General features: G+C 63.6%; 21 protein-coding genes. 8 read left to right on the forward strand and 13 right to left on the reverse strand.

The genetic code is table 11. The features are described from left to right. The first annotated feature begins 116 nt into the window (after positions 1-116). Both ACR3EK_RS08700 and ACR3EK_RS08705 read left to right on the forward strand, forming a co-directional pair. Entirely contained in the window at positions 117-422 is a 306-nt protein-coding gene (locus tag ACR3EK_RS08700) for a hypothetical protein (protein WP_170366121.1), read from the forward strand. 21 nt (positions 423-443) lie between these two features. After that, positions 444-1,115 carry a helix-turn-helix transcriptional regulator gene (locus ACR3EK_RS08705; protein ID WP_170358978.1) on the forward strand — a complete coding sequence of 224 codons (672 nt, stop codon included), beginning with the start codon at positions 444-446 and terminating at the stop codon, positions 1,113-1,115. 43 nt (positions 1,116-1,158) lie between these two features. Here the strand turns inward: ACR3EK_RS08705 and ACR3EK_RS08710 are convergent, their stop codons facing one another. From ACR3EK_RS08710 to ACR3EK_RS08740, 7 genes are all read right to left on the reverse strand, one after another. Next, a complete protein-coding gene (locus ACR3EK_RS08710) occupies positions 1,159-2,310 on the reverse strand; it encodes a M23 family metallopeptidase (protein ID WP_170338325.1) in 1,152 nt (383 codons plus the stop codon). Between the two features lie 63 nt (positions 2,311-2,373). Further along, on the reverse strand, positions 2,374-3,024 hold the full coding sequence (locus ACR3EK_RS08715; RefSeq protein WP_170338827.1) for a protein-L-isoaspartate(D-aspartate) O-methyltransferase: 651 nt from the start codon (positions 3,022-3,024) through the stop codon (positions 2,374-2,376). Next, positions 3,021-3,803, reverse strand: a complete 783-nt coding sequence (gene surE / locus ACR3EK_RS08720; protein WP_170358974.1) for a 5'/3'-nucleotidase SurE — start codon at positions 3,801-3,803, stop codon at positions 3,021-3,023. The genes ACR3EK_RS08715 and surE overlap by 4 nt, the downstream gene beginning before the upstream one ends. 123 nt (positions 3,804-3,926) lie before the next feature. After that, on the reverse strand, positions 3,927-5,012 hold the full coding sequence (locus ACR3EK_RS08725; RefSeq protein WP_480633173.1) for an ABC transporter ATP-binding protein: 1,086 nt from the start codon (positions 5,010-5,012) through the stop codon (positions 3,927-3,929). An 86-nt stretch (positions 5,013-5,098) separates the two neighbouring features. Further along, positions 5,099-6,211 (reverse strand): hypothetical protein, encoded by a 1,113-nt coding sequence (locus ACR3EK_RS08730; RefSeq protein WP_480633174.1) that lies wholly within the window; start codon positions 6,209-6,211, stop codon positions 5,099-5,101. Between the two features lie 2 nt (positions 6,212-6,213). Next, positions 6,214-6,993 carry an SDR family oxidoreductase gene (locus tag ACR3EK_RS08735; RefSeq protein WP_480633175.1) on the reverse strand — a complete coding sequence of 260 codons (780 nt, stop codon included), beginning with the start codon at positions 6,991-6,993 and terminating at the stop codon, positions 6,214-6,216. Positions 6,994-7,068: 75 nt separating this feature from the next. Next, positions 7,069-7,431 (reverse strand): SnoaL-like domain-containing protein, encoded by a 363-nt coding sequence (locus ACR3EK_RS08740; RefSeq protein WP_480633176.1) that lies wholly within the window; start codon positions 7,429-7,431, stop codon positions 7,069-7,071. Positions 7,432-7,540: 109 nt separating this feature from the next. On the opposite strand from ACR3EK_RS08740, the gene ACR3EK_RS08745 reads away from it, so the two are divergent. The 3 genes from ACR3EK_RS08745 (at position 7,541) to ACR3EK_RS08755 (ending at position 11,707) form a co-directional block, all read left to right on the forward strand. Next, complete coding sequence (locus tag ACR3EK_RS08745) at positions 7,541-9,148, forward strand: peptide chain release factor 3 (protein ID WP_170338819.1); 1,608 nt, start codon at positions 7,541-7,543, stop codon at positions 9,146-9,148. 43 nt (positions 9,149-9,191) lie between these two features. Then, positions 9,192-10,133 carry a glycosyltransferase family 2 protein gene (locus ACR3EK_RS08750; RefSeq protein ID WP_170439023.1) on the forward strand — a complete coding sequence of 314 codons (942 nt, stop codon included), beginning with the start codon at positions 9,192-9,194 and terminating at the stop codon, positions 10,131-10,133. Positions 10,134-10,318: 185 nt separating this feature from the next. Then, positions 10,319-11,707 (forward strand): DEAD/DEAH box helicase, encoded by a 1,389-nt coding sequence (locus ACR3EK_RS08755; protein ID WP_480634012.1) that lies wholly within the window; start codon positions 10,319-10,321, stop codon positions 11,705-11,707. A gap of 61 nt (positions 11,708-11,768) precedes the next feature. On the opposite strand, the gene ACR3EK_RS08760 is transcribed toward ACR3EK_RS08755, so the two are convergent. The 3 genes from ACR3EK_RS08760 to ACR3EK_RS08770 are packed head-to-tail and all read right to left on the reverse strand — an operon-like array spanning position 11,769 to position 13,791. Next, a complete protein-coding gene (locus ACR3EK_RS08760) occupies positions 11,769-12,671 on the reverse strand; it encodes an EamA family transporter (RefSeq protein WP_480633177.1) in 903 nt (300 codons plus the stop codon). 21 nt (positions 12,672-12,692) lie between these two features. Beyond that, positions 12,693-13,595: a fatty acid desaturase gene (locus ACR3EK_RS08765; RefSeq protein WP_480633178.1), complete on the reverse strand. Its 903-nt coding sequence runs from the start codon at positions 13,593-13,595 to the stop codon at positions 12,693-12,695. After that, positions 13,588-13,791, reverse strand: a complete 204-nt coding sequence (locus tag ACR3EK_RS08770) for a DUF2061 domain-containing protein (protein ID WP_480633179.1) — start codon at positions 13,789-13,791, stop codon at positions 13,588-13,590. The genes ACR3EK_RS08765 and ACR3EK_RS08770 overlap by 8 nt, the downstream gene beginning before the upstream one ends. Before the next feature lie 110 nt (positions 13,792-13,901). Between ACR3EK_RS08770 and ACR3EK_RS08775 the strand changes: the two genes are divergently transcribed. After that, the gene (locus ACR3EK_RS08775) at positions 13,902-14,768 is read left to right on the forward strand and encodes a helix-turn-helix domain-containing protein (RefSeq protein ID WP_480633180.1); all 867 of its coding nucleotides are present in this window, start codon (positions 13,902-13,904) and stop codon (positions 14,766-14,768) included. A 90-nt stretch (positions 14,769-14,858) separates the two neighbouring features. Continuing rightward, positions 14,859-15,041 carry a hypothetical protein gene (locus ACR3EK_RS08780; protein ID WP_093962276.1) on the forward strand — a complete coding sequence of 61 codons (183 nt, stop codon included), beginning with the start codon at positions 14,859-14,861 and terminating at the stop codon, positions 15,039-15,041. On the opposite strand, the gene ACR3EK_RS08785 is transcribed toward ACR3EK_RS08780, so the two are convergent. From ACR3EK_RS08785 to bcoG, 3 genes are all read right to left on the reverse strand, one after another. Beyond that, positions 15,038-15,799, reverse strand: a complete 762-nt coding sequence (locus ACR3EK_RS08785) for an SDR family oxidoreductase (RefSeq protein ID WP_480633181.1) — start codon at positions 15,797-15,799, stop codon at positions 15,038-15,040. The two genes, ACR3EK_RS08780 and ACR3EK_RS08785, sit on opposite strands and share 4 nt — an antisense overlap. Next, on the reverse strand, positions 15,796-17,259 hold the full coding sequence (locus tag ACR3EK_RS08790; protein WP_480633182.1) for a carnitine 3-dehydrogenase: 1,464 nt from the start codon (positions 17,257-17,259) through the stop codon (positions 15,796-15,798). Before ACR3EK_RS08790 ends, ACR3EK_RS08785 begins: the two co-directional genes overlap by 4 nt. Before the next feature lie 81 nt (positions 17,260-17,340). Continuing rightward, entirely contained in the window at positions 17,341-18,255 is a 915-nt protein-coding gene (bcoG, locus tag ACR3EK_RS08795; RefSeq protein WP_093962279.1) for a 3-dehydrocarnitine:acetyl-CoA trimethylamine transferase BcoG, read from the reverse strand. Between the two features lie 133 nt (positions 18,256-18,388). Here bcoG and ACR3EK_RS08800 point away from each other — a divergent pair, with 133 nt between their 5' ends. Then, on the forward strand, positions 18,389-19,375 hold the full coding sequence (locus tag ACR3EK_RS08800; protein WP_170358955.1) for a GlxA family transcriptional regulator: 987 nt from the start codon (positions 18,389-18,391) through the stop codon (positions 19,373-19,375). Positions 19,376-19,409 lie beyond the last annotated feature (34 nt).

Below are 19,409 nucleotides of genomic sequence, written 5' to 3' on the forward strand. Positions count from 1 at the left end.
TTCAAATCCGGGCCGCTCGGGCGCTTTTTGCGGGCTGGCAATTCTCTACTGACAGGTTTATGTCAGTTGCAGGCGACTAGGAACAGGGCATCGAAACCTGGTCAACGGAGACTCACATGACCCATGTTGCTGAAATCGTCACCTTCACCCTCGCCGATGGCACCACGCCGAAGGAGTTCGTCAGGCTCAGCCAGACGACCGAGGCCTTCGTGCGCGCGGCCCCGGGCTTTGCCCACCGACAGCTGAGCCAGGGCGAGGATGGCCGCTGGACCGATTATGTCATCTGGACCGACATGAAGGCCGCGCAGGACGCCGCCGCGCAGTTCCCGCAGCAGGATTTTGCCGCCGGTCTGATGGCGGCCATCGACCCCTCCAGCATCCAGATGCGTCACGAGAAAGTGCTATGGAACATGACCGCCTGATCGCGGTCCGGACGGCGTGTCATGCGCCGCACTGATCGCCTGTTCGACATCATCCAGATCCTGCGCGACGGCAAACTGCACCGCGCGCAGGACATCGCGGACCGGCTCGAGGTTTCGGTCCGCACCATCTATCGCGACATGGACACGCTGGTGGCGTCTGGCGTCCCGGTCGAGGGCGAACGCGGCGTGGGGTACATGGTGCGCGAGCAGATCACCCTGCCCCCGCTGAACCTCACCCCAGCCGAGCTTGAGGCCCTGAACCTCGGCATGGCGATCGTGGCCGAGGCCGCCGACCCCGACCTGAAGGCCGCCGCCGAGGCGCTGGCCGCCAAGATCGACGCGGTACTGCCCACCCAGGTGGTGGCCGAGGCGGATGCGTGGAAATTCGCCGTCTACCCCTTTGCCGATGCCGCGCGCGGGCTGGCGCATATGGCTCCGATCCGGGCGGCCATCAAATCGCGCCAGAAACTGCGGCTGACCTACCGGCGCATCGACGGAACCCTGACCGAACGCACGATCCGCCCCCTGCACATGGAATACTGGGGCCGGGTCTGGACCCTGACCGCCTGGTGCGAGCTGCGCGACGCCTTCCGCGTGTTCCGCATCGACCTGATCGAAAGCGTCACACCGCTGCCCGAGATATTTGCGGACGAACCCGGAAAGCGGCTGGCTGACTACAACCCGACCGCCTGATCCCGTTTTTCGCGCAAGGCTACTTGGAACGGCGCTCAGACCCTCAGCGCAGATAGGTTTCGGGGTCGACGGACTCGAACCCTTTGCGTACCTCGAAGTGCACATAGGCGTTCTCACCCCCGCGCAGCTTGGCAATGCTCTGGCCGCGGCTGACCCGGTCGCCCTTCTTGACCGAGATGTTCTCGACATTCGCGTAGACCGTCAGCAAATCGTTGGTGTGCTTGACGACGATGATCGGGATCTGATCCGCATCCGCCGTAATGGCCGCCACGGTACCGGCTTCAGCCGCCTTGACCGATGCACCGGGCGAACCGGCGATGTCGATCCCTTCGTTCTTACCCTTGGCATAAGGGCGAATGATCTTGCCAGTTACCGGCAGAGCCAAGGCTGACGAGCTGGAATTCGTCGGGGCCTCGGCCGTCACGTCCGGAGCGGGCGTCAACGGCGCAACTTTTTCGTCCGGCAACGGCTGCGTTGCACTGGGCGGTGTCGGGGTGGGCGATCCCTGCCCCGGTTCGGTGGTCGCCGTGGGCGCTGCGGCGGCAGCTTGGCGCGGTGCAGCCTGATTCTTGACGGGGATCAGCAGAAACTGCCCTTCGCGCACGGCGAAGTCCGAACCCAAACCGTTCCATTCAGCAAGCGCATCGACCGGAACCTGATACAGGCGGGAAATGGTATAGGCCGTCTCACCCCGCTTGACCTTGTGCCGGATCGGCTCGTCCGTCGAGGTGACGGGTGCCGGTTTGGCCGGCTCAAGGTTCGTGACCCGCACGCCGCCCGTGTCCGGCGCCTGATCAATCGCGGTCGTGGCAATCGAGGCGATATCGACGTTCCCCGCTCCGGCGCCGACGGACCGTGGCAAGGCCAGCACCTCGCCCTCGCGCAGCTGGTCGGTGGGCTTGAGACCGTTGAACCGGGCCAGCTCGGCCTCGGGCAGACCGACCCGCGCAGCCACGGCGGCGACGTTGTCACCCCGTTGCGCGACGGCAACCTGATATGTCGGATAGGTGATCACGCCACGGCTGTCCGGCGCCGGTCGGTTCGTGGTGGCTGATTGTGCGGCCGGAGTGGTCGAAAAACCGCCGACCTGACCGCGCAGGTCGTAATCCAGCGGGCCTTCGCAACCGGCAAGCACCAGCGCGGCAACCATCGCCGTTGTTCCACGACCCAAGACTGACTTGGAAACTGCTCTCATATCACTGTCCTCAACACCTGCCCCTGTTTGCCGGGGTTCTGGCGCCCAATTCCTAAACCTACGTTACGCCTCGTCCTTTCCAAGCCCTTCCAGCAAGGGCACGAACCGAACAGGCAACAGTTCGTCATATTCCAGCCCGGTCTCGGTTCTGGTGACCCGTATCAGGGTCTGAACCGCATCCGACTGCCCAACGGGCAAGACCATGATACCGCCGATTTTGAGCTGCGCCAAGAGCGGGCCCGGTGGGTCCTCGGCCGCGGCGGTGACGATGATGCGGTCAAAAGGAGCCTGTTCGGGCAACCCGAAAGATCCATCCGACAGCATCGCCGTGATATTCGTCAGACCCAACTCGCGAAACAGCTCACCGGTTTCGCGCACCAGACGCTTGTGGCGTTCCACGGTGTAGACCCGCCGCGCCAGCTTGGACAGCACCGCAGCCTGATACCCCGAACCCGTCCCCACCTCGAGCACCTTGTCGCGCGGCGTGACCTGCAGCGCCTGCGTCATCAGACCCACGACCGAGGGCTGGCTGATCGTCTGGCCGCATGCAATCGGCAGCGGCGTGTCCTCGTAGGCACGCTCGGCGAACAGGCCGCGCACGAACTTGCCGCGGTCGATCTGCTCCATCGCGTCCAGAACACGCGCATCCGTCACCCCGCGCGACCGCAGGGCGAACAGGAACTGCATCTTGGTTTCGGGGTCCAGTCCGGTCATTCGATCGTCTTCAACGCCTCCAGCGCATCATCGGCGGTCAGGTCGGCCCGCATCGGCGTGATCGAGATATAGCCGTCCAGGTTCGCCGCAGCATCCGTTCCCGGAGCCGTCGGGTTGTGCTGATAGCCCCCCTTGATCCACAGGAAACGGCGGCCCGAGGGCGAGCTGTGCGGTTCCACCCCAAAATGCGTGTCGCGTCGGAATCCCTGACGCACGACGCGGGTACCCAGAACTTCATCGGCAGGCACCGGAGGGAAATTCACGTTGTAAAACAGGCGGTAGTCTTCCTGCGCGGGCGGATCGGCCTCAAGGATGCGTCGTACCAGGTCCGCTCCGAACCGTGTGGCGGCCTCGAACGGGTCGTCCAGCCCAAGATTGCGCGGGCCAAAGTACTGCGACAAGGCGATCGCCGGAATGCCCTGAAGTGCGGCCTCCATCGCGCCGCCGATCGTGCCTGAGTACAAAGTGTTCTCGGCCGAATTGTTGCCCCGGTTCACGCCTGAAAGAACCAGATCAGGTCGCGCGTCTTTCATCACGTCATGAAGCCCGGCCAGTACGCAGTCGGCCGGCGACCCTTCGGCCGCGTAACGACGCTCGCCCAGTTTGGCCACCATCATGGGATGGGTATAGCTGATGCAATGCCCGACCCCTGACTGTTCGAAAGCCGGAGCCACGATCCAGACCTCACCATCCGGGCCGGCCACATCCGCAGCAATCGCCTCGAGCGCGATCAGGCCTGGGGCGTTGATCCCGTCGTCATTTGTCAGAAGTATGCGCATTGCCTGCCTGTGCCCCCGCGTTTCGCCCTTGATAGACGGCCCCAAAGGATGCGGCAAGCGATGCCCCGGCGCATTCTGCGGCATTCGCGCACCACTCGCCGGGAAATCGACCGGTTGCGGCGCCTAGGCTGGAAAAACGAAGCAGCGATCCCGCCGGATGGTCAACCACATCACCCGGCCCGGATTGGGCACGAACACGTTCGGGACGGTCGCCTTGAGGATCGAGCCGTCATAGTCCATCCGAAACTCGATCAGGCTTTCGTTGCCCAGAAAGCGAGCGCGTTCGACCACGCCGCGGGCTGCAACGCCATCGGTCGCCGTCGGCAGCGGTCCCTTGCCATTGCGATCAAAGTCCAGCCGCACATGCTGAGGGCGGAAAACGATTTCGACGTCAGTGCCATCAGGAACACCCGGCGCCAGGAATTGACCAAATGGCGTTTGCGCCAATGCTCCATTCACCTGGGACTGCAACACATTGACATCACTAAAAAATGCCACGGCAGCCTTGTCTACGGGTCGGGTGTAGACATTGTAGGGCGCGCCCTGCTGCACGATCTTGCCGCGGCGCATCAGTGCAATCTCGTCGGCCATGCGCATCGCTTCTTCGGGCTCGTGCGTGACCAGCAGCACGGCGGCGTCCTCTTCCTTGAGGATGGCGAGGGTCTCGTCGCGGATGCCGTCGCGCAGACGGTTGTCGAGGCCAGAAAACGGCTCGTCCATCAGCATGATCCGCGGACGCGGCGCCAACGCTCGGGCCAGCGCGACCCGCTGCTGCTCGCCCCCTGACAGTTGATGCGGAAACCCGTCGATATGGCGGATCAGGTCGACCTTTCTCAGCAACTCTTCGACACGTTCCCGTTTTTGCTCTTTGGCCCCCTTCAGGCCAAAAGCCACGTTGTCGGCCACGCTGAGGTGCGGAAACAAAGCGAAATCCTGGAACATCAGTCCGATCTCGCGACGTTCCGGCGGCACCCTGAACACCGTGTCACAGACCAGCTTGCCATCGACGTAGATTTCGCCCGAGTCCTGCATTTCGACGCCGGCAATCATCCGCAACGTAGTGGATTTGCCGCAGCCCGACGGGCCCAGCAGACAGGTCACCTGCCCCGCCTGAACGGTCAGCGAGACATTATCCACCACCGTGCGCCCGCCGAACCGACAGACCAGATTGCGGATTTCCAATCGCGGAGGAGCTGTGTTGATTGCCACCGACGGACCCCAATTGCCTTTTCCCGATCAAATTCATCGGGCTTGCGCCGGGATAACAACCCCGCCCATCGGGCGCAAGAGAGGCGCTAGGTCAGCAGCTCGAACGGAACGCCCGCGCGGACCTTGCCGTTGACCTGAATCTCAAGCCTGTGCGGCCCCGGAACCAGCCGAAACGTGGTGGCGTCGCCCTTGAGTTTGTGACGCTTGCTCAGCCGCAGGCGGCCATCTGACAGATTGGCTTGCTTGAGCTTGTGAACCTTGGGTGAGATTTTCCCGCCAGGTCGTTGAAAATGCACGATATAGTCAATCAAGACCGGCTGATCATCGGGACCTGAAACCGAGACGGTGAACTCCAGAACCCCGCCGATGCGGGCCTCGCCAATCACCTCAACATTCACCTCCAGCGGTGCGTCGGGATCATAACCCAGCAGCGCCATCGCCCCGCCATGGCCGGACTTGACCAGCCCGCGCAGCGCATGTGCGGTGATCCACCGCATCTCGTCGCTGTCTTGCGCGCCCGAGGCATGCCACGCCTTCAGGCGGTTCAATGCCAAGTCGGGGTCTTTCTTGGTGATGTCGTTGAGATGGTTCGCCACCGACCGTATGACATAACGCGTCGGATCCGAGTGCAACCGATCCAGCAGCGGCAGCGGGTCAGACAGGTCCAGCCCGACCGCCTGCCCCCAGGGCAGCCGTGGGCGCGTGCCTTCGGAGACCAGCCGCCGGACGTGATAGCTGGAATGCCCGCACCAGTCCTGCATCCGATCCAGCACCAGATTGGGATGACTGTTCAGAAAAGGCCGGATCGCCCATTCCATCGAAAATCGCTGAGTGATCTCTGCAAGCACATCCAGCGCCACGTCGGGATGGTCCGCGCCGACCTGCACCACCCACTCACCCAATGGGGCAAAGATGAAGTCACCGAAATCATCATCGCTCAGGGTCGGATCCAAAGGCGGCGGCAAGGCGCGCAGGATCACCGGGGCCACGTCGGGCAGCGCGCCGGGAAAGGCCGTCTGCAAACAATCGGCAATCCACGCGATCCGCTGCTTCAGCTCCAGCTCCGGTAGGCGCGACATGACCCGAGCCTCGAACGACTCACCGTCAAAACCGGGGTCGGCCTGCGTGAACAGGCCGGCCAGGTAACGGGCCTTTTCCGCGTTGAACAGCTGATCCTTCAGCGAAAACCCCTGCGCCACGGTCACATCGTCAGGTTGGTCGCGCCACCATCCAGCAGGATGTTCTGCCCCACGATGAACCCGGCATGTTGCGAGCACAGAAACGCGCAAGTCGCGCCGAATTCCTGCCGCGTACCATAGCGCCGCGCCGGGATCGTGGCCGCGCGCTCGGCCCGTGCCTCGTCCAGCGAGATGCCCTTCTGCGCCGAAACCCCGGCATCCAGCGAGTCCGCCCGGTCGGTGGCATGAATGCCGGGCAACAGGTTGTTGATGGTCACGCCGTAGGGCGCAACCTGCCGCGCGGTTCCGGCCACATAGCCGGTCAGCCCCGTGCGCGCAGCGTTCGACAGGCCCAGCACCGCGATGGGCGCCCGCACAGATTGCGAGGTGATGTTCACCACCCGGCCCCAACCCTTGTCCATCATTGACGGCAACAGCGCCTTCATTAAGGCGATCGGCGTCAGCATGTTGGCATCCAGCGCCTTGATGAAATCCTCGCGGTCCCAGTCCGACCACAGGCCCGGCGGCGGGCCACCGGCGTTTGTCACAAGGATATCAACGCCCTGCGCGGCCTCGATCACCTGCGCCTGGCCTTCGGGGGTGGTCACATCGCAGGCCACGGTCTGCACCTCGACGCCATGTTCGGCGCGCAACCGGTCGGCCTGCGCCTCCAGCGCGTCAGGCCCACGTGCGTTCATCACCAAATCGACACCCTCGGCGGCCAGCGCCTCGGCGCAGCCCAGCCCCAAGCCCTTGCTGCTGGCACAGACCAGCGCGCGTTTTCCTTTTAGTCCCAGATCCATGTGATCCCCCCTGTCAGTTGTTACCCACATGTCTAGCACCGGCCAGACAGGGAAGACCAGATTGGCGTCGGCAAATCAGTAGAAGAACTCTTCCCGCACGATCTTGCCGTTGACCACGTGATAGACGCCGACCTCGCGCATGTCGAAAGCTTCACCGCTTTCCTTCACCTTGCCCTGCACTTCAAAAATCACGGCAAAGCTGTTTTCACCATGCAGGAACGGGTCGCTGACCGACGCGCTCGAGACCTCGTGCGCGCTTTCCCACCAATCATGTTTGCCGCGGATGCCCTCGATGCCGTGGGTCTCGCGGCCCATGCCCTGCATGTCCATCGCCTCGACCGAGACGGCATCGGCTGCATACAACTTGTCCAGATTCTCCTTGGCGCGGTTTTCGCGGCAACCCGCCACCAGTTCCTGGGCGATTTCTTTCAAATTCATTGATCGACTCCATTATTTGTTCACTATATGTTCTTATTGGCATATCCACCCGATTCGAACCACCCCCTTTGTCTTGCCTCGGCAGGATTCCCCGCCTATACGCGCCTTCATGCTTGATACTGCCTCGAACCAGCCCACCCTGCCGCCCGAGATCGCACGGCGCCGCACGTTTGCCATCATCTCGCACCCGGATGCGGGCAAGACGACCCTGACCGAAAAGTTCCTTCTGTATGGGGGTGCTATCCAGATGGCCGGACAGGTTCGGGCCAAGGGCGAGGCACGGCGTACGCGGTCGGACTTTATGCAGATGGAAAAGGACCGGGGCATTTCGGTCTCGGCCTCAGCCATGTCGTTCGACTACGGCCCCTACCGGTTCAACCTGGTGGACACGCCCGGCCACTCGGACTTTTCAGAAGACACCTATCGCACGCTGACGGCCGTTGACGCCGCGGTCATGGTGATCGACGGGGCCAAGGGCGTTGAAAGCCAGACGCAGAAGCTGTTCGAGGTCTGCCGCCTGCGCGACCTGCCAATCCTGACCTTCTGTAACAAGATGGACCGTGAGAGCCGCGATACGTTCGAAATCATCGACGAGATCCAGGAAATGCTGGCCATCGACGTGACCCCGGCCAGCTGGCCCATCGGCGTGGGGCGCGATTTCATCGGCTGCTACGACATGCTGCGCGATCGGCTCGAACTCATGGACCGCGCCGACCGCAACAAGGTGGCCGAAAGCATCGAGATCAACGGGCTGGACGACCCCAAACTGGCCGAGCATGTGCCCGCAGAACTGCTGGACAAGCTGCTGGAAGAGGTCGAGATGGCGCGCGAATTGCTGCCTGCGCTGGACCCGCAGGCGGTGCTTGAAGGCCACATGACCCCGATCTGGTTCGGCTCGGCCATCAACTCCTTCGGCGTCAAGGAACTGATGGAAGGCATCGGTGCCTATGGACCGCAGCCGCAGGTGCAATCGGCCGAACCGCGCCAGATTTCGCCGGACGAGAAAAAGGTGGCGGGCTTTGTCTTCAAGGTGCAGGCCAACATGGACCCCAAGCACCGCGACCGGGTGGCCTTTGTCCGCATGGCCAGCGGCCACTTCAAGCGCGGCATGAAGCTGACCCATGTGCGCAGCAAGAAGCCCATGGCGATCACGAACCCGGTGCTGTTCCTTGCGTCCGACCGGGAACTGGCCGACGAGGCCTGGGCCGGCGATATCATCGGCATCCCCAACCACGGGCAGCTGCGCATCGGCGACACCCTGACCGAGGGAGAGGCGATCCGCGTGACCGGCATCCCGTCCTTCGCGCCCGAACTGCTGCAGGGCGTGCGCGCGGGCGACCCGATGAAGGCCAAGCATCTGGAAAAGGCGCTGATGCAGTTTGCCGAGGAAGGCGCGGCCAAGGTGTTCAAACCCTCGATCGGCTCGGGCTTTATCGTCGGCGTGGTGGGCGCGCTGCAGTTCGAGGTGCTGGCCAGCCGGATCGAGCTGGAATACGGCCTGCCGGTGCGGTTCGAGGCCTCGCAATTCACCAGTGCGCGCTGGGTGTCGGGCGACAAGGCTGAGGTCGAGAAGTTCGTAAATGCGAACAAGCAGCACATTGCCCTCGATCACGATGGCGACATCGTCTATCTCACCCGCCTGCAATGGGACATCGACCGCGTGGTGCGCGATTATCCCAAACTGACGCTTACCGCGACCAAGGAAATGATGACCTGATGCTGACCCCGCCCCCCGCCAAAGCAACAGAGGCCGTCATCGCATGACCGCAGCCGGGCCGAGCTGGGGCATCGTCTCGACGGTGCGTGGATCGGCCCGCGACATTCTGAGTTTTGCGGCCTACCACCTGGATCTGGGCGCGGATCACCTCTACCTCTACCTTGATGAGCCCAACCGGCGGGCTTTTCGCCCCCTGCGCCGCCACCCCAAGGTGACCGTCCGCATTTGCGACGATGCGTTCTGGGCAGCGCGCAAACGAGACAAGCCCGAGCGCCACCAGGTCCGCCAGACCGTTCATGCGACCTTTACCTATCGCCACACCGATCTCGATTGGCTAGCGCATATAGATGTGGACGAGTTCCTGTGGCCCACGGCCCCCATCGCGGACTTGCTGGGCGAAGTGCCCGAAACGGTGCACGCGGTTCGGGTTCGTCCGATCGAGGCCCTGGCCTGCGGCAACGATCTCTACAAAGCGTTCATCCCCCAGGGCCCCGAACGCGAAGCGCTTGTCGAGACGATCTATCCAAACTACGGCGCTTTCGTTCTGGGCGGCTTTCTGAGCCACGTACAGGGCAAGCTGTTCGTGCGCACGGGGATGGAGAACCTCAATTATCGCATCCACAATCTGTTTCAGAACAAGGTCATCTTGCCCTGCAAGATCGAGATGCCGCAGATCGACCTGTGCCACCGCCACGCCCCGGATTGGGAGCATTGGTGGTCACACTATCGGTTTCGACTGGAACGCGGCTCGTACCAGCCCGGCATGGCTCCGAACGTACATCGCGATCGGGGCGGGTTGAACATGAACGAACTGCTCAGTTGGATCGAGGCCGAAGAAGGCGAGCAAGGTCTGCGCAAGTTCTTTGACGAACTCAGCGCCACCGACCCGAAGGTTCGCGCGCGCCTGCAGGAACGGGGCCTCATCAAGCACCGACCGCTTGATCTTGAGGAAAAGCTGCAGAAACACTTTCCCGGAAGCTGCTGAATTGTTGCACGAAATCGCCAGTGACGCGATGTAGCGGTATAGATGAAACTGTCTTCATTTGACCCTGCCACACCTTTTTGTTATGTCCGCATCCAAGCCGAAACGCGCATGGTGCGCATGGCCATCCGGGCCCGGCATTTTTCATACGCGCGGGCTAGGTCAGTGTCCGCATGAACCGGACATACATGACGAAATTCAACGATCTGAACCTGAACCCCAAGGTCCTCAAAGCTATTGAGGAAGCCGGCTACGAAACCCCGACCCCGATCCAGGAAGGCGCCATCCCACCGGCGCTGGAAGGGCGAGACGTTCTGGGCATCGCCCAGACCGGCACTGGCAAGACCGCCAGCTTTACCCTGCCGATGATCACTCTGCTGGCGCGCGGCCGCGCCCGGGCGCGGATGCCGCGTTCGCTGGTGTTGTGCCCGACGCGGGAACTGGCGGCGCAGGTGGCGGAAAACTTCGACACCTACACTAAGCATCTGAAGCTGACCAAGGCGCTGCTGATCGGCGGCGTCAGCTTCAAGGAACAAGAGGCCCTGATCGACCGCGGCGTCGACGTGCTGATCGCCACGCCCGGCCGTCTGCTGGACCATTTCGAACGTGGCAAGCTGCTGCTGACCGGCGTGCAGATCATGGTCGTGGACGAGGCTGACCGGATGCTGGACATGGGGTTCATTCCCGATATCGAACGCATCTTCTCGCTGACGCCCTTTACCCGGCAAACGCTGTTTTTCTCGGCTACCATGGCGCCCGAGATCGAGCGGATCACCGACACGTTCCTGTCCGCCCCGGCCCGGATCGAAGTGGCCCGTCAGGCCACCGCGTCCGAGACCATCGAACAGGGTGTCGTGATGGTCAAAGGCGGCCGCCGCGACCGCGAGGGCAGCACCAAGCGCAAGGTCCTGCGCGCACTGATCGATGCCGAAGGTGACAAATGCACCAACGCCATCATCTTCTGCAACCGCAAGACCGATGTGGACATCACCGCGAAATCGCTCAAGAAATACGGCTACAACGCCGCACCGATCCACGGCGATCTGGACCAGTCGCAGCGGATGAAGACGCTGGACGGGTTCCGCGACGGCTCGGTACGTTTGCTGGTGGCGTCTGACGTGGCCGCGCGCGGGCTCGACATTCCGTCGGTCAGCCATGTGTTCAACTTCGACGTGCCCGGCCACCCCGAGGACTATGTGCACCGCATCGGCCGCACCGGCCGCGCCGGGCGCGAGGGCAAGGCGATCACCATCTGCTCGGCCCGCGATGAAAAGGCGCTGGATGCGATCGAGAAACTGATCCAGAAGGAAATCCCGCGTCTGGACAACCCGGTTCAGGCCGAACCGGCCGAGGCCGAGGACAAAAAGCCCGAAAAGAAATCGCGCGCCTCGACCCGCAAGGACGAGGTCAAGAAGGACAAGCCCGCCAAGGACGCCGCATCGAACGACAAACCTGCCAAGGAAAAGCGTGGCAAAGGCCGTGGACGTCGCGACGATGGCGGTCCGGCCGTCGTCGGCATGGGCGATCACTTGCCCAGCTTCATCGCACTCAGCTTTGACGAACGCCGCGCGGGCTGACCCGCCTGCATGGCAAAAAGTTCAGAAGGCGCACGGACCTCCGCGCGCCTTTTTTTGCATCTCAGATCGCGGCGACCAGGATCAGGATCGAAAGGCCCAGCAGGACCATCCCCGCAATCTCGCGCCGTGTCACCGTCTCGCGGAACACCAGAACCGAGGCCATGAGGCTGAAAATCAGCTCAACCTGCCCCAGCGCCTTGACGTAGGCCGCGTTCTGCAGGCTGAAGGCCCAGAACCAGCAGAACGACCCGCCCAGACTGGTCAGCCCGACGAAGATACCGGTGCGCCGCGTGTCCCACACCGCGCGCAGCTCGGCCCGGTCGCGCCAAGCCAGCCACAGCGCCATCGACAGGAACTGGATCGAGACCACGACCGCCAGCGTCACCAGCGCCCGAAACCAGGCCTCGCCATCGCCCAGTTGCAGCGACGCGCCACGGTAACTGACCGCGGAAAAGGCGAACAAGACGCCCGATCCCAACCCCAATTGCGAGGCGCGGTTGGTCAGGTGACGCCACCACGCCCCACTGCCGCCCGGCGTTTTCGACAACAGCAGAACCGCCAGAAGCCCCAGCAGGATGGCCCCGAAGGCACCGGCCGAAACCCGGTCGCCCAGCACGACGAAACCGACGATTGCGGTCTGGATCACCTCGGTTTTCTTGAAGGTGATGCCAACGGCAAAGTTGCGCTGTTTGAACAGCGCCACGACGCAGATCGTGGCGAGGATCTGGGACACCCCACCGATGGCGGCATAGAGCCAGAACAGAGGCGGCAGCGCAGGCAGCGGCAGACCGCTGAGACGCATCGCCACCACCAGACCCAGCAGCACCAGAGGCATCGAATAGGCAAAGCGCGCAAAGGTCGCGCCGGTCGCCGACAGCTTCACGCTGCTCAGCGATTTCTGCAGCATGAAGCGCACCGTCTGAAAGGTGGCGGCGGCCAAGGTTACGGGAATCCACAAACTCATGGCTTCCCTTCTGTCGTCAAATCAGGGTTTTGGCCAGAGCGGATGTTCCACAGGATCTTTGGCACGCCAGAAATACTGCCGGAAAACCTGCCCGTACGAGCGATAGACATAGGCCTCATTGCAGGCAAGATAGCGTTCTTTCCCTCGGCGATAGAGCGCAGGCAGCCGATACCATGGTGCCGCCGGGTTCATGTGATGAACGACGTGCAGGTTGTTGTTCAGAAACAGAAACGCAAGCGGTCCGCGGTCTTCGACGATCACCGTGCGGGCGCGCGATTTTTCGTGCGCGCGGTGTTCCAGAAAGGTACGGATCTTGACCAGCGCCAGCCCCAGATAGGCCGCCAGGACAAAGGCCCAGACCGGCATCGCTGATCGCGCCACGATCCACAGAACCACCGCCACGCCCGGCAGATGCAGGGCCCAGGCCAACCAGATGTCGCGGTCCCCTCGCATCGCTCCGCGCCAGTCGTCGCGCAGAAAGGCCAACTGCCCGATGATCGGACCCAGCACCATGCGCCCCAACAGCGTGTTGTTCGCCTGATAGACCCACCGCTGCCACTGCGGCAGCCTGACCCAGACCGCCGGGTCCAGATAGTTGGACTCCGGATCGTCATAGGGGTCGGTCAGGTTGGCATCCTGATGGTGCGCCAGGTGCAGATCGCGAAAGCGGTTGAAGGGGATGAACAGGGTCAGCGGCAGCGCCATCAGCGCCTCGTTCAGCCACTTTGCGCGGAACGGGTGGCCGTGCAGCGCCTCATGCGTCAGGGACGAGTGCAGCGCCGCGACACCACCCATCATCGGCACCGCCAGCCACAGCGACCACGCCGCCACGCCGAAGTTCGCGATCAGCCAAAGGGCATAGCAGGCAAAGATCAGAGCAAAGGTCGGCCATTCGGGGGACTTGGGAGTGGTCGCCTCAGCCATGCCGCCCCCAGGAAATTCCGGTCCAGATGCGTTCGTAAATCACGTAGAGCGTCAGCCCGATGGCCGTGTTCATCACCGCCAATGCGCCACCGACGGCGGCCGAACCGGTGGCGACCAGCCCCACCACGGTCATGACCGCAAGGCCCATCGCATTCCAAATGATTGCCTTCACGACAGATCTTCGCCGCGTTTCCATTCCGGTCCCCAGTCTTTTTTGCTTTTCACACAAGCGTTACCTGCCAGTGGCCCTGTCGAGAATTCCGAATATGATTAACAAATCTCAGCGACCGTGATATTTATCATCACATGCAGGAAAATTTCGACAAACGAGACCGCGCCGCGCAGTTCCGCCTGCGCCTGGCCCGGGCTATGGCGCAGCGGAGCATGAGCCAAAGCGCGCTGGCGCGCACCATCGGGGTCGATCGCTCGACCGTTTCCCAGTTGCTGACCGATACGGGCGCACGCCTGCCCAACGCCCATGTGGTGGGCAGCTGCGCCTCGGCTCTGGGGGTGTCGGCGGATTGGCTGCTCAGCCTCTCGAACCGACCCGAGAGCGCGGCCGAGCTGCTGGCCAGTTCTCTGACCATGACCGAGGCACCCCGCGCGCTGGTCGACGAACGCATCTTTGAGTGGCATCAGGAGGCCGCGGGCTACAAAATCCGCTATGTTCCGGCCACCCTGCCCGACATGCTGAAAACCCGCGCCGTGCTGGAATGGGAATACGCGCCGCATCTGGGCCGAACCGCTGACCAGGCCATCGGCGCCTCCGAAGACCGCCTGACCTGGATGCGCGGCGCCCAGTCTGACTATGAAATCGCCATGCCGCTGTACGAGATTCACAGCTTTGCGCATGGCAACGGCTATTATGACGGGCTGCCTCTGAATGTGCGGCTGGACCAGATCGATCACATGCTGGAGCTGTGCGAGCAGCTGTATCCGCGCATGCGCATCTACCTGTTCGATGCCAAGCGGCTCTATTCCGCGCCGGTCACCATCTTTGGTCCGCTGCTCTGCGTGTTCTATGCCGGCAGCCATTACATGGCCTTCCGCGACCGGGACCGAATCGAGGTTTTTACGCGCCATTTCGATACCTTGGTCCGCGAAGCTGATCTTACCGCCCGGCATTTTCCGACCCATCTTCGCCAGCTGCGCGCGGCCATTTCGGCCGGGTAACGCCAGTCCACGGGTGCAATTTCCCACCTGATCCCCTATATTGAGGTGCGCGAAAATCCGAACGATCCGACCCAAAGGAGGATATCAGGAATGGACGCTCTCAAAACCGCTCAATACGCGCGCGCCCTGTATTCGGCGCATGGCGACAAGGCCGAGGCCGAAGCCGCCCAGAAAGCCCGCGAATTCGAAGCCGCAGGAAACGTGGAAGAGGCACAGAACTGGCAGGCCGTCCGCGCCTCGATCCGCCAGATGCGCGGCCCAAACCAGGGCTAAAGCTTGGGGTCGGGGTTAACGGTATGCCCATCGACGGCGATGATCTGCCCCGACACCAACCGTGCCGCATCCGAGGCCAAGAACACTGCCATGGCGGCAATGTCATGCGCTTCGACGAAGCGGCCCATCGAAGTGCCCGCCGCATAGCCCTGATAGACCTGATCCCGGGTCATGCCCTTGGCGGTCGCTTCGCGCTGCAGTACGCCCTCCATCCGCGGGCCTTCCACCGCGCCGGGGCAGATGACGTTGCAGCGCACGCCGTGCGGCCCCAGCTCCATCGCCAGGGTCTTGCCCAGCCCGATCACCGCCCATTTCGCCGCCGCATAAGGCGCGCGGTTGGGATAGCCGTACTGCCCGGCGGTCGAGGATGTGATCAGCACCGCGCCGCGCCCCTGCCGCTTGAGCATCGGCGCCGCGTATTTCGCGCACAGAAACGCCCCATCCAGATTGACGGAAATACATTTTTGCCAATCGTTTAGCGCAACATCTTCGACCAATGCGGTCGGCCCCGCAATACCCGCATTCGCGCACAGAAAGTCCAGACCGCCCCACTGCGCCGCGATCTCGGCGAACAGCGCTGCGACGGCGGCCTCATCCGACACATCGACCTGCGATCGCCCCCAGTGATCCGGGCAGGCCTGAAGCGCAGCCGCGTCCACATCGGCCACCCAAACCTGCGCGCCCGCGGCGTCGAACGCCTCGGCCATAGCGCGCCCCACGCCCGAGGCACCGGCGGTGATCAGAACCCGCCCGGTCATACCGGTTTGCGGATCGCCGCCCCTGCGCCCTCGGGATAGGGCAACCCGGCCTGCGCTTCGGCGATGCTGGCCATCGCGGCTTTAATCTGCTGCGACGGCGCACAGGGCCGACGGGTTTCCAGGCTGACATGCAGCAGAAAGCTCTCGCCCGTGGCCAGCAATTTCTCGCCCTCGTACATGCTATGGAAAAGGTGCAGCTTCTTGCCCTGCCCCAACAGCATCTGCGTGCGCACCTCGATTTTCGCCCCGGCATGGGCCTCGTCCAGATACCTGATGTGATTTTCAGCGGTGAAATAGCTGCCGCCCGAGGCGATGTAGTCGGCATCGCAGCCGATGATCTCCATGAAGCGGTCGGTCGCAGCGGCAAAGGCCTCGAGATACCGCGCCTCGTTCATGTGGCCGTTGTAGTCGGTCCAGTCCAGCGGCACCGCGCGGGCCAGTGTCAGGATCGGCTGGCTCAGATCCGCCTGATCCAGCGTCGGCAGGGCACCCGGCTTCAACAGCGCGTCATGCTGGTTTAGCACCGCCCCCGCGCCCCAGTCGCGCGCCTTCAAGGCCCGCATCATGCCCACCAGATTGTTGTCCCGAATCCGCTCCAACTCGCGGATCGAGTGCATCCCCGATTGCGAGTCCGACTGGTCGGCAATTATGTCGACCAACGCGTCGGTGAACTCGGGCACATCCATCAGCTTGGTCCAGGGCCATTTCAGCGCCGGGCCGAACTGGGCCATGAAATGCCGCATCCCGGCCTCGCCCCCGGCCACGCGATAGGTCTCGAACAGGCCCATCTGCGCCCAGCGGATGCCAAAGCCCATGCGGATTGCCTCGTCCACCTCCTCGGTCGTGGCCACGCCGTCCTTGACCAGCCACAGCGCCTCGCGCCAGACGGCCTCGAGGAACCGGTCGGCGATATGCGCATCGATCTCCTTGCGGACCTGCAGCGGGAAGAATCCGACCGAACGCAACACGTCCTTGGCCTGCGCGACCAGTTCGGGCGGGTTGGCGGCCGAGGGTACCAGCTCGACCAGCGGCAGAAGGTAGACCGGGTTGAACGGGTGCGTCACCACGATCTGTTCGGGCCGCAGCGCACCTTCCTGCAACTCGGACGGTTTGAACCCGCTGGTCGAGGACCCGATGATCGCAGCTGGATCACAGGCCTCCTGCAGCCCTTTATAAACTTTCAGCTTCAGATCCAGCCGCTCGGGCACGCTCTCCTGGATCCACGTTGCCCCCTGCACCGCGTCGGCCATGTCGGCATGAAAGCTCAACGCGCCTTCGGGCGGCAGCGGCACATCGCTCAGCCCGGGCAGCGACCGCCGCGCGTTGTCCAGGACCTCGCCGATCTTTCGCTCGGCCTCGGGGTCCGGGTCGAACACCCGCACGTTCCAGCCATTCAGCAGAAACCGCGCGGCCCATCCGCCGCCGATCACGCCACCACCGATGATCGCTGCCGTCTTCATCTTCTCTCCTTCGCCCCGAACGTTCACGCCGCACCGGGGGCCATCGTTGTTTGACAGATTTTGCGAGGGTCGCCCCGCCCGTCAGGACGCCACAGGCGCCCGTTTGACCAGCCCCAGTTTCTCGCGCACCTCGGCCGGGCCGATCACCCGCGCGCCCATGTTCTCGATGATCGTTCCGGCGCGCTCGACCAGTTGCCAGTTCTCGGCCAGCACCCCCTTGTCCAGCCACAGGTTGTCCTCGAGCCCCACGCGCACGTTGCCGCCCGCCAGAACCGAGGCCGCCACATAGGCCATCTGATGCCGCCCCAGCGAGAACGCGCTGAAGGTCCAGTCGTCGGGCACATTGTTCACCATCGCCATGAAGGTGTTCAGGTCGTCCGGCGCGCCCCACGGCACGCCCATGCACAGCTGCACCAGCGCATTCGGGGCCAGAACGCCCTCTTTCACCAGTTGCTTGGCAAACCACAGATGGCCAGTGTCAAAGGCCTCGATCTCGGGCTTCACGCCCAGATCGGTCATCATCTGCCCCATCGCCCGCAAGGCGCCGGGCGTGTTGGTCATCACATAGTCGGCCTCGGCAAAGTTCATGGTGCCGCAATCCAGCGTGCAGATTTCGGGCAGACACTCGGCCACATGGGCCACGCGTTCCGAGGCACCGATCATGTCGGTCCCCTCGGCCACGGGAAACGGGGCTTCGACTCCGCCGAACACGATGTCACCGCCCATGCCGGCGGTCAGGTTCAGAACCACGTCCACCTCGGCGTCGCGGATGCGGTCCGTCACCTCGCGATACAGGTCAAGACGGCGGCTGGGCGCGCCGGTTTCGGGGTCGCGCACATGGCAATGAACCACCGCCGCCCCGGCCTTGGCGGCCGCGATCGCACTGTCGGCGATCTGCTTGGGCGAACGCGGCACATGCGGGCTGCGATCCTGCGTCCCACCCGAGCCGGTCACGGCACAAGTGATGAATACTTCGCGGTTCATTTCCAAAGGCATGGTGTTATCCCCAAGTTATACACGGCTTCGCCATGGGTTTTCCCCAGGCTTCTCCCCGGATTCCGATTTGCGTCTGGCCCCGACTCTGGCGCAGCCTTGACCAGACAACTTGCCAGAATGCGAATCAGACTTGATGAAATCCGCAAAAAACATCCTCCAGCCCGAGCACCGCGCGCTGAAAACCGCCGTTCTGGTGCTGGACGAGTGCAACACGCTCAGCTTCGCCTCGGCGGTGGACCCGATGCGCGCCGCCAACCGGCTGGCCGACCGCCCGGCCTTCGACTGGGACTACGTGACCGCCACGCCCGAGCCGGCGATGCTGACCAGCGCGTTGCAAGTGCCGGGCATCCCGCTGGCGCGTCTCGACCACTGCGACCTGATGATCGTGATCGCGGGGTTCAACCTGGTGCGCCACGCCACCCCCAGCCTTCTGGCCGGGCTGCGCCGCATCGCCAATACCGGCGCCACGATGGCGGGCATCGACGGAGGCCCCTGGCTGTTGGCCGAAGCGGGGCTGCTTGACGGTCACGCCGCCACCACCCATTGGGAAGATCTCGAGACCTTCGCCAGCCGCTTCCCCGAAGTCGACGTGCGCCCCGACCGGTTCACCGTGTCGGGCAACCGCCTGACCTCGGGCGGCGCGATCCCCGCGGTCGAGATGATGCTGCAAATCATCGCGGCACGCCACGGCGCCGGCTTCGCGGCCCGTGTCTCGGGCCTGTTCCTCTACGAAGGCGCCCCCGAACCCGGCAGACCACAGAGCCGTACTGGGGCGCCACACCGCCACAGTGCCCTGACCGCCCGCGCCAACGCGATCATGCAGGCCGCGCTGGACGACCCGCTGCCCCTGGCCGAGATCGCAAAGGCCCTGGGAACCAGCCCGCGCACCCTGCAGCAGCAATTCCGCCTGCGGCTGAACACCACGCCACAGGACCACTATTTGCAACTGCGCCTGGCCGAGGCCCGCCGCCTGGTCACCGACACCGACATGCCGCTGATGGATGTGGCACTGGCCACGGGGTTCACGTCACAATCCAGCTTTGCGCGCGCTTTCCGTACGGCGCATGGACTATCCGCCCGCGACCTCAGGCAGGACCGCACCCAGCCCACCCATCACTGACGGGCGAGCTTGATTTGGTCATAGATTGGGGGAG

This window comes from Ruegeria sp. BC8, assembly GCF_056535705.1.

Bases quoted from the DNA above. Each gene is read 5' to 3' on its own strand.
- ACR3EK_RS08700 (WP_170366121.1), top strand. From the start codon at position 117: ATGACCCATGTTGCTGAAATCGTCACCTTCACCCTCGCCGATGGCACC.
- ACR3EK_RS08705 (WP_170358978.1), top strand. From the start codon at position 444: ATGCGCCGCACTGATCGCCTGTTCGACATCATCCAGATCCTGCGCGAC.
- ACR3EK_RS08710 (WP_170338325.1), bottom strand. From the start codon at position 2,310: ATGAGAGCAGTTTCCAAGTCAGTCTTGGGTCGTGGAACAACGGCGATG.
- ACR3EK_RS08715 (WP_170338827.1), bottom strand. From the start codon at position 3,024: ATGACCGGACTGGACCCCGAAACCAAGATGCAGTTCCTGTTCGCCCTG.
- surE (WP_170358974.1), bottom strand. From the start codon at position 3,803: ATGCGCATACTTCTGACAAATGACGACGGGATCAACGCCCCAGGCCTG.
- ACR3EK_RS08735 (WP_480633175.1), bottom strand. From the start codon at position 6,993: ATGGATCTGGGACTAAAAGGAAAACGCGCGCTGGTCTGTGCCAGCAGC.
- ACR3EK_RS08740 (WP_480633176.1), bottom strand. From the start codon at position 7,431: ATGAATTTGAAAGAAATCGCCCAGGAACTGGTGGCGGGTTGCCGCGAA.
- ACR3EK_RS08745 (WP_170338819.1), top strand. From the start codon at position 7,541: ATGCTTGATACTGCCTCGAACCAGCCCACCCTGCCGCCCGAGATCGCA.
- ACR3EK_RS08750 (WP_170439023.1), top strand. From the start codon at position 9,192: ATGACCGCAGCCGGGCCGAGCTGGGGCATCGTCTCGACGGTGCGTGGA.
- ACR3EK_RS08755 (WP_480634012.1), top strand. From the start codon at position 10,319: ATGACGAAATTCAACGATCTGAACCTGAACCCCAAGGTCCTCAAAGCT.
- ACR3EK_RS08760 (WP_480633177.1), bottom strand. From the start codon at position 12,671: ATGAGTTTGTGGATTCCCGTAACCTTGGCCGCCGCCACCTTTCAGACG.
- ACR3EK_RS08765 (WP_480633178.1), bottom strand. From the start codon at position 13,595: ATGGCTGAGGCGACCACTCCCAAGTCCCCCGAATGGCCGACCTTTGCT.
- ACR3EK_RS08770 (WP_480633179.1), bottom strand. From the start codon at position 13,791: ATGGAAACGCGGCGAAGATCTGTCGTGAAGGCAATCATTTGGAATGCG.
- ACR3EK_RS08775 (WP_480633180.1), top strand. From the start codon at position 13,902: ATGCAGGAAAATTTCGACAAACGAGACCGCGCCGCGCAGTTCCGCCTG.
- ACR3EK_RS08780 (WP_093962276.1), top strand. From the start codon at position 14,859: ATGGACGCTCTCAAAACCGCTCAATACGCGCGCGCCCTGTATTCGGCG.
- ACR3EK_RS08785 (WP_480633181.1), bottom strand. From the start codon at position 15,799: ATGACCGGGCGGGTTCTGATCACCGCCGGTGCCTCGGGCGTGGGGCGC.
- ACR3EK_RS08790 (WP_480633182.1), bottom strand. From the start codon at position 17,259: ATGAAGACGGCAGCGATCATCGGTGGTGGCGTGATCGGCGGCGGATGG.
- bcoG (WP_093962279.1), bottom strand. From the start codon at position 18,255: ATGCCTTTGGAAATGAACCGCGAAGTATTCATCACTTGTGCCGTGACC.
- ACR3EK_RS08800 (WP_170358955.1), top strand. From the start codon at position 18,389: ATGAAATCCGCAAAAAACATCCTCCAGCCCGAGCACCGCGCGCTGAAA.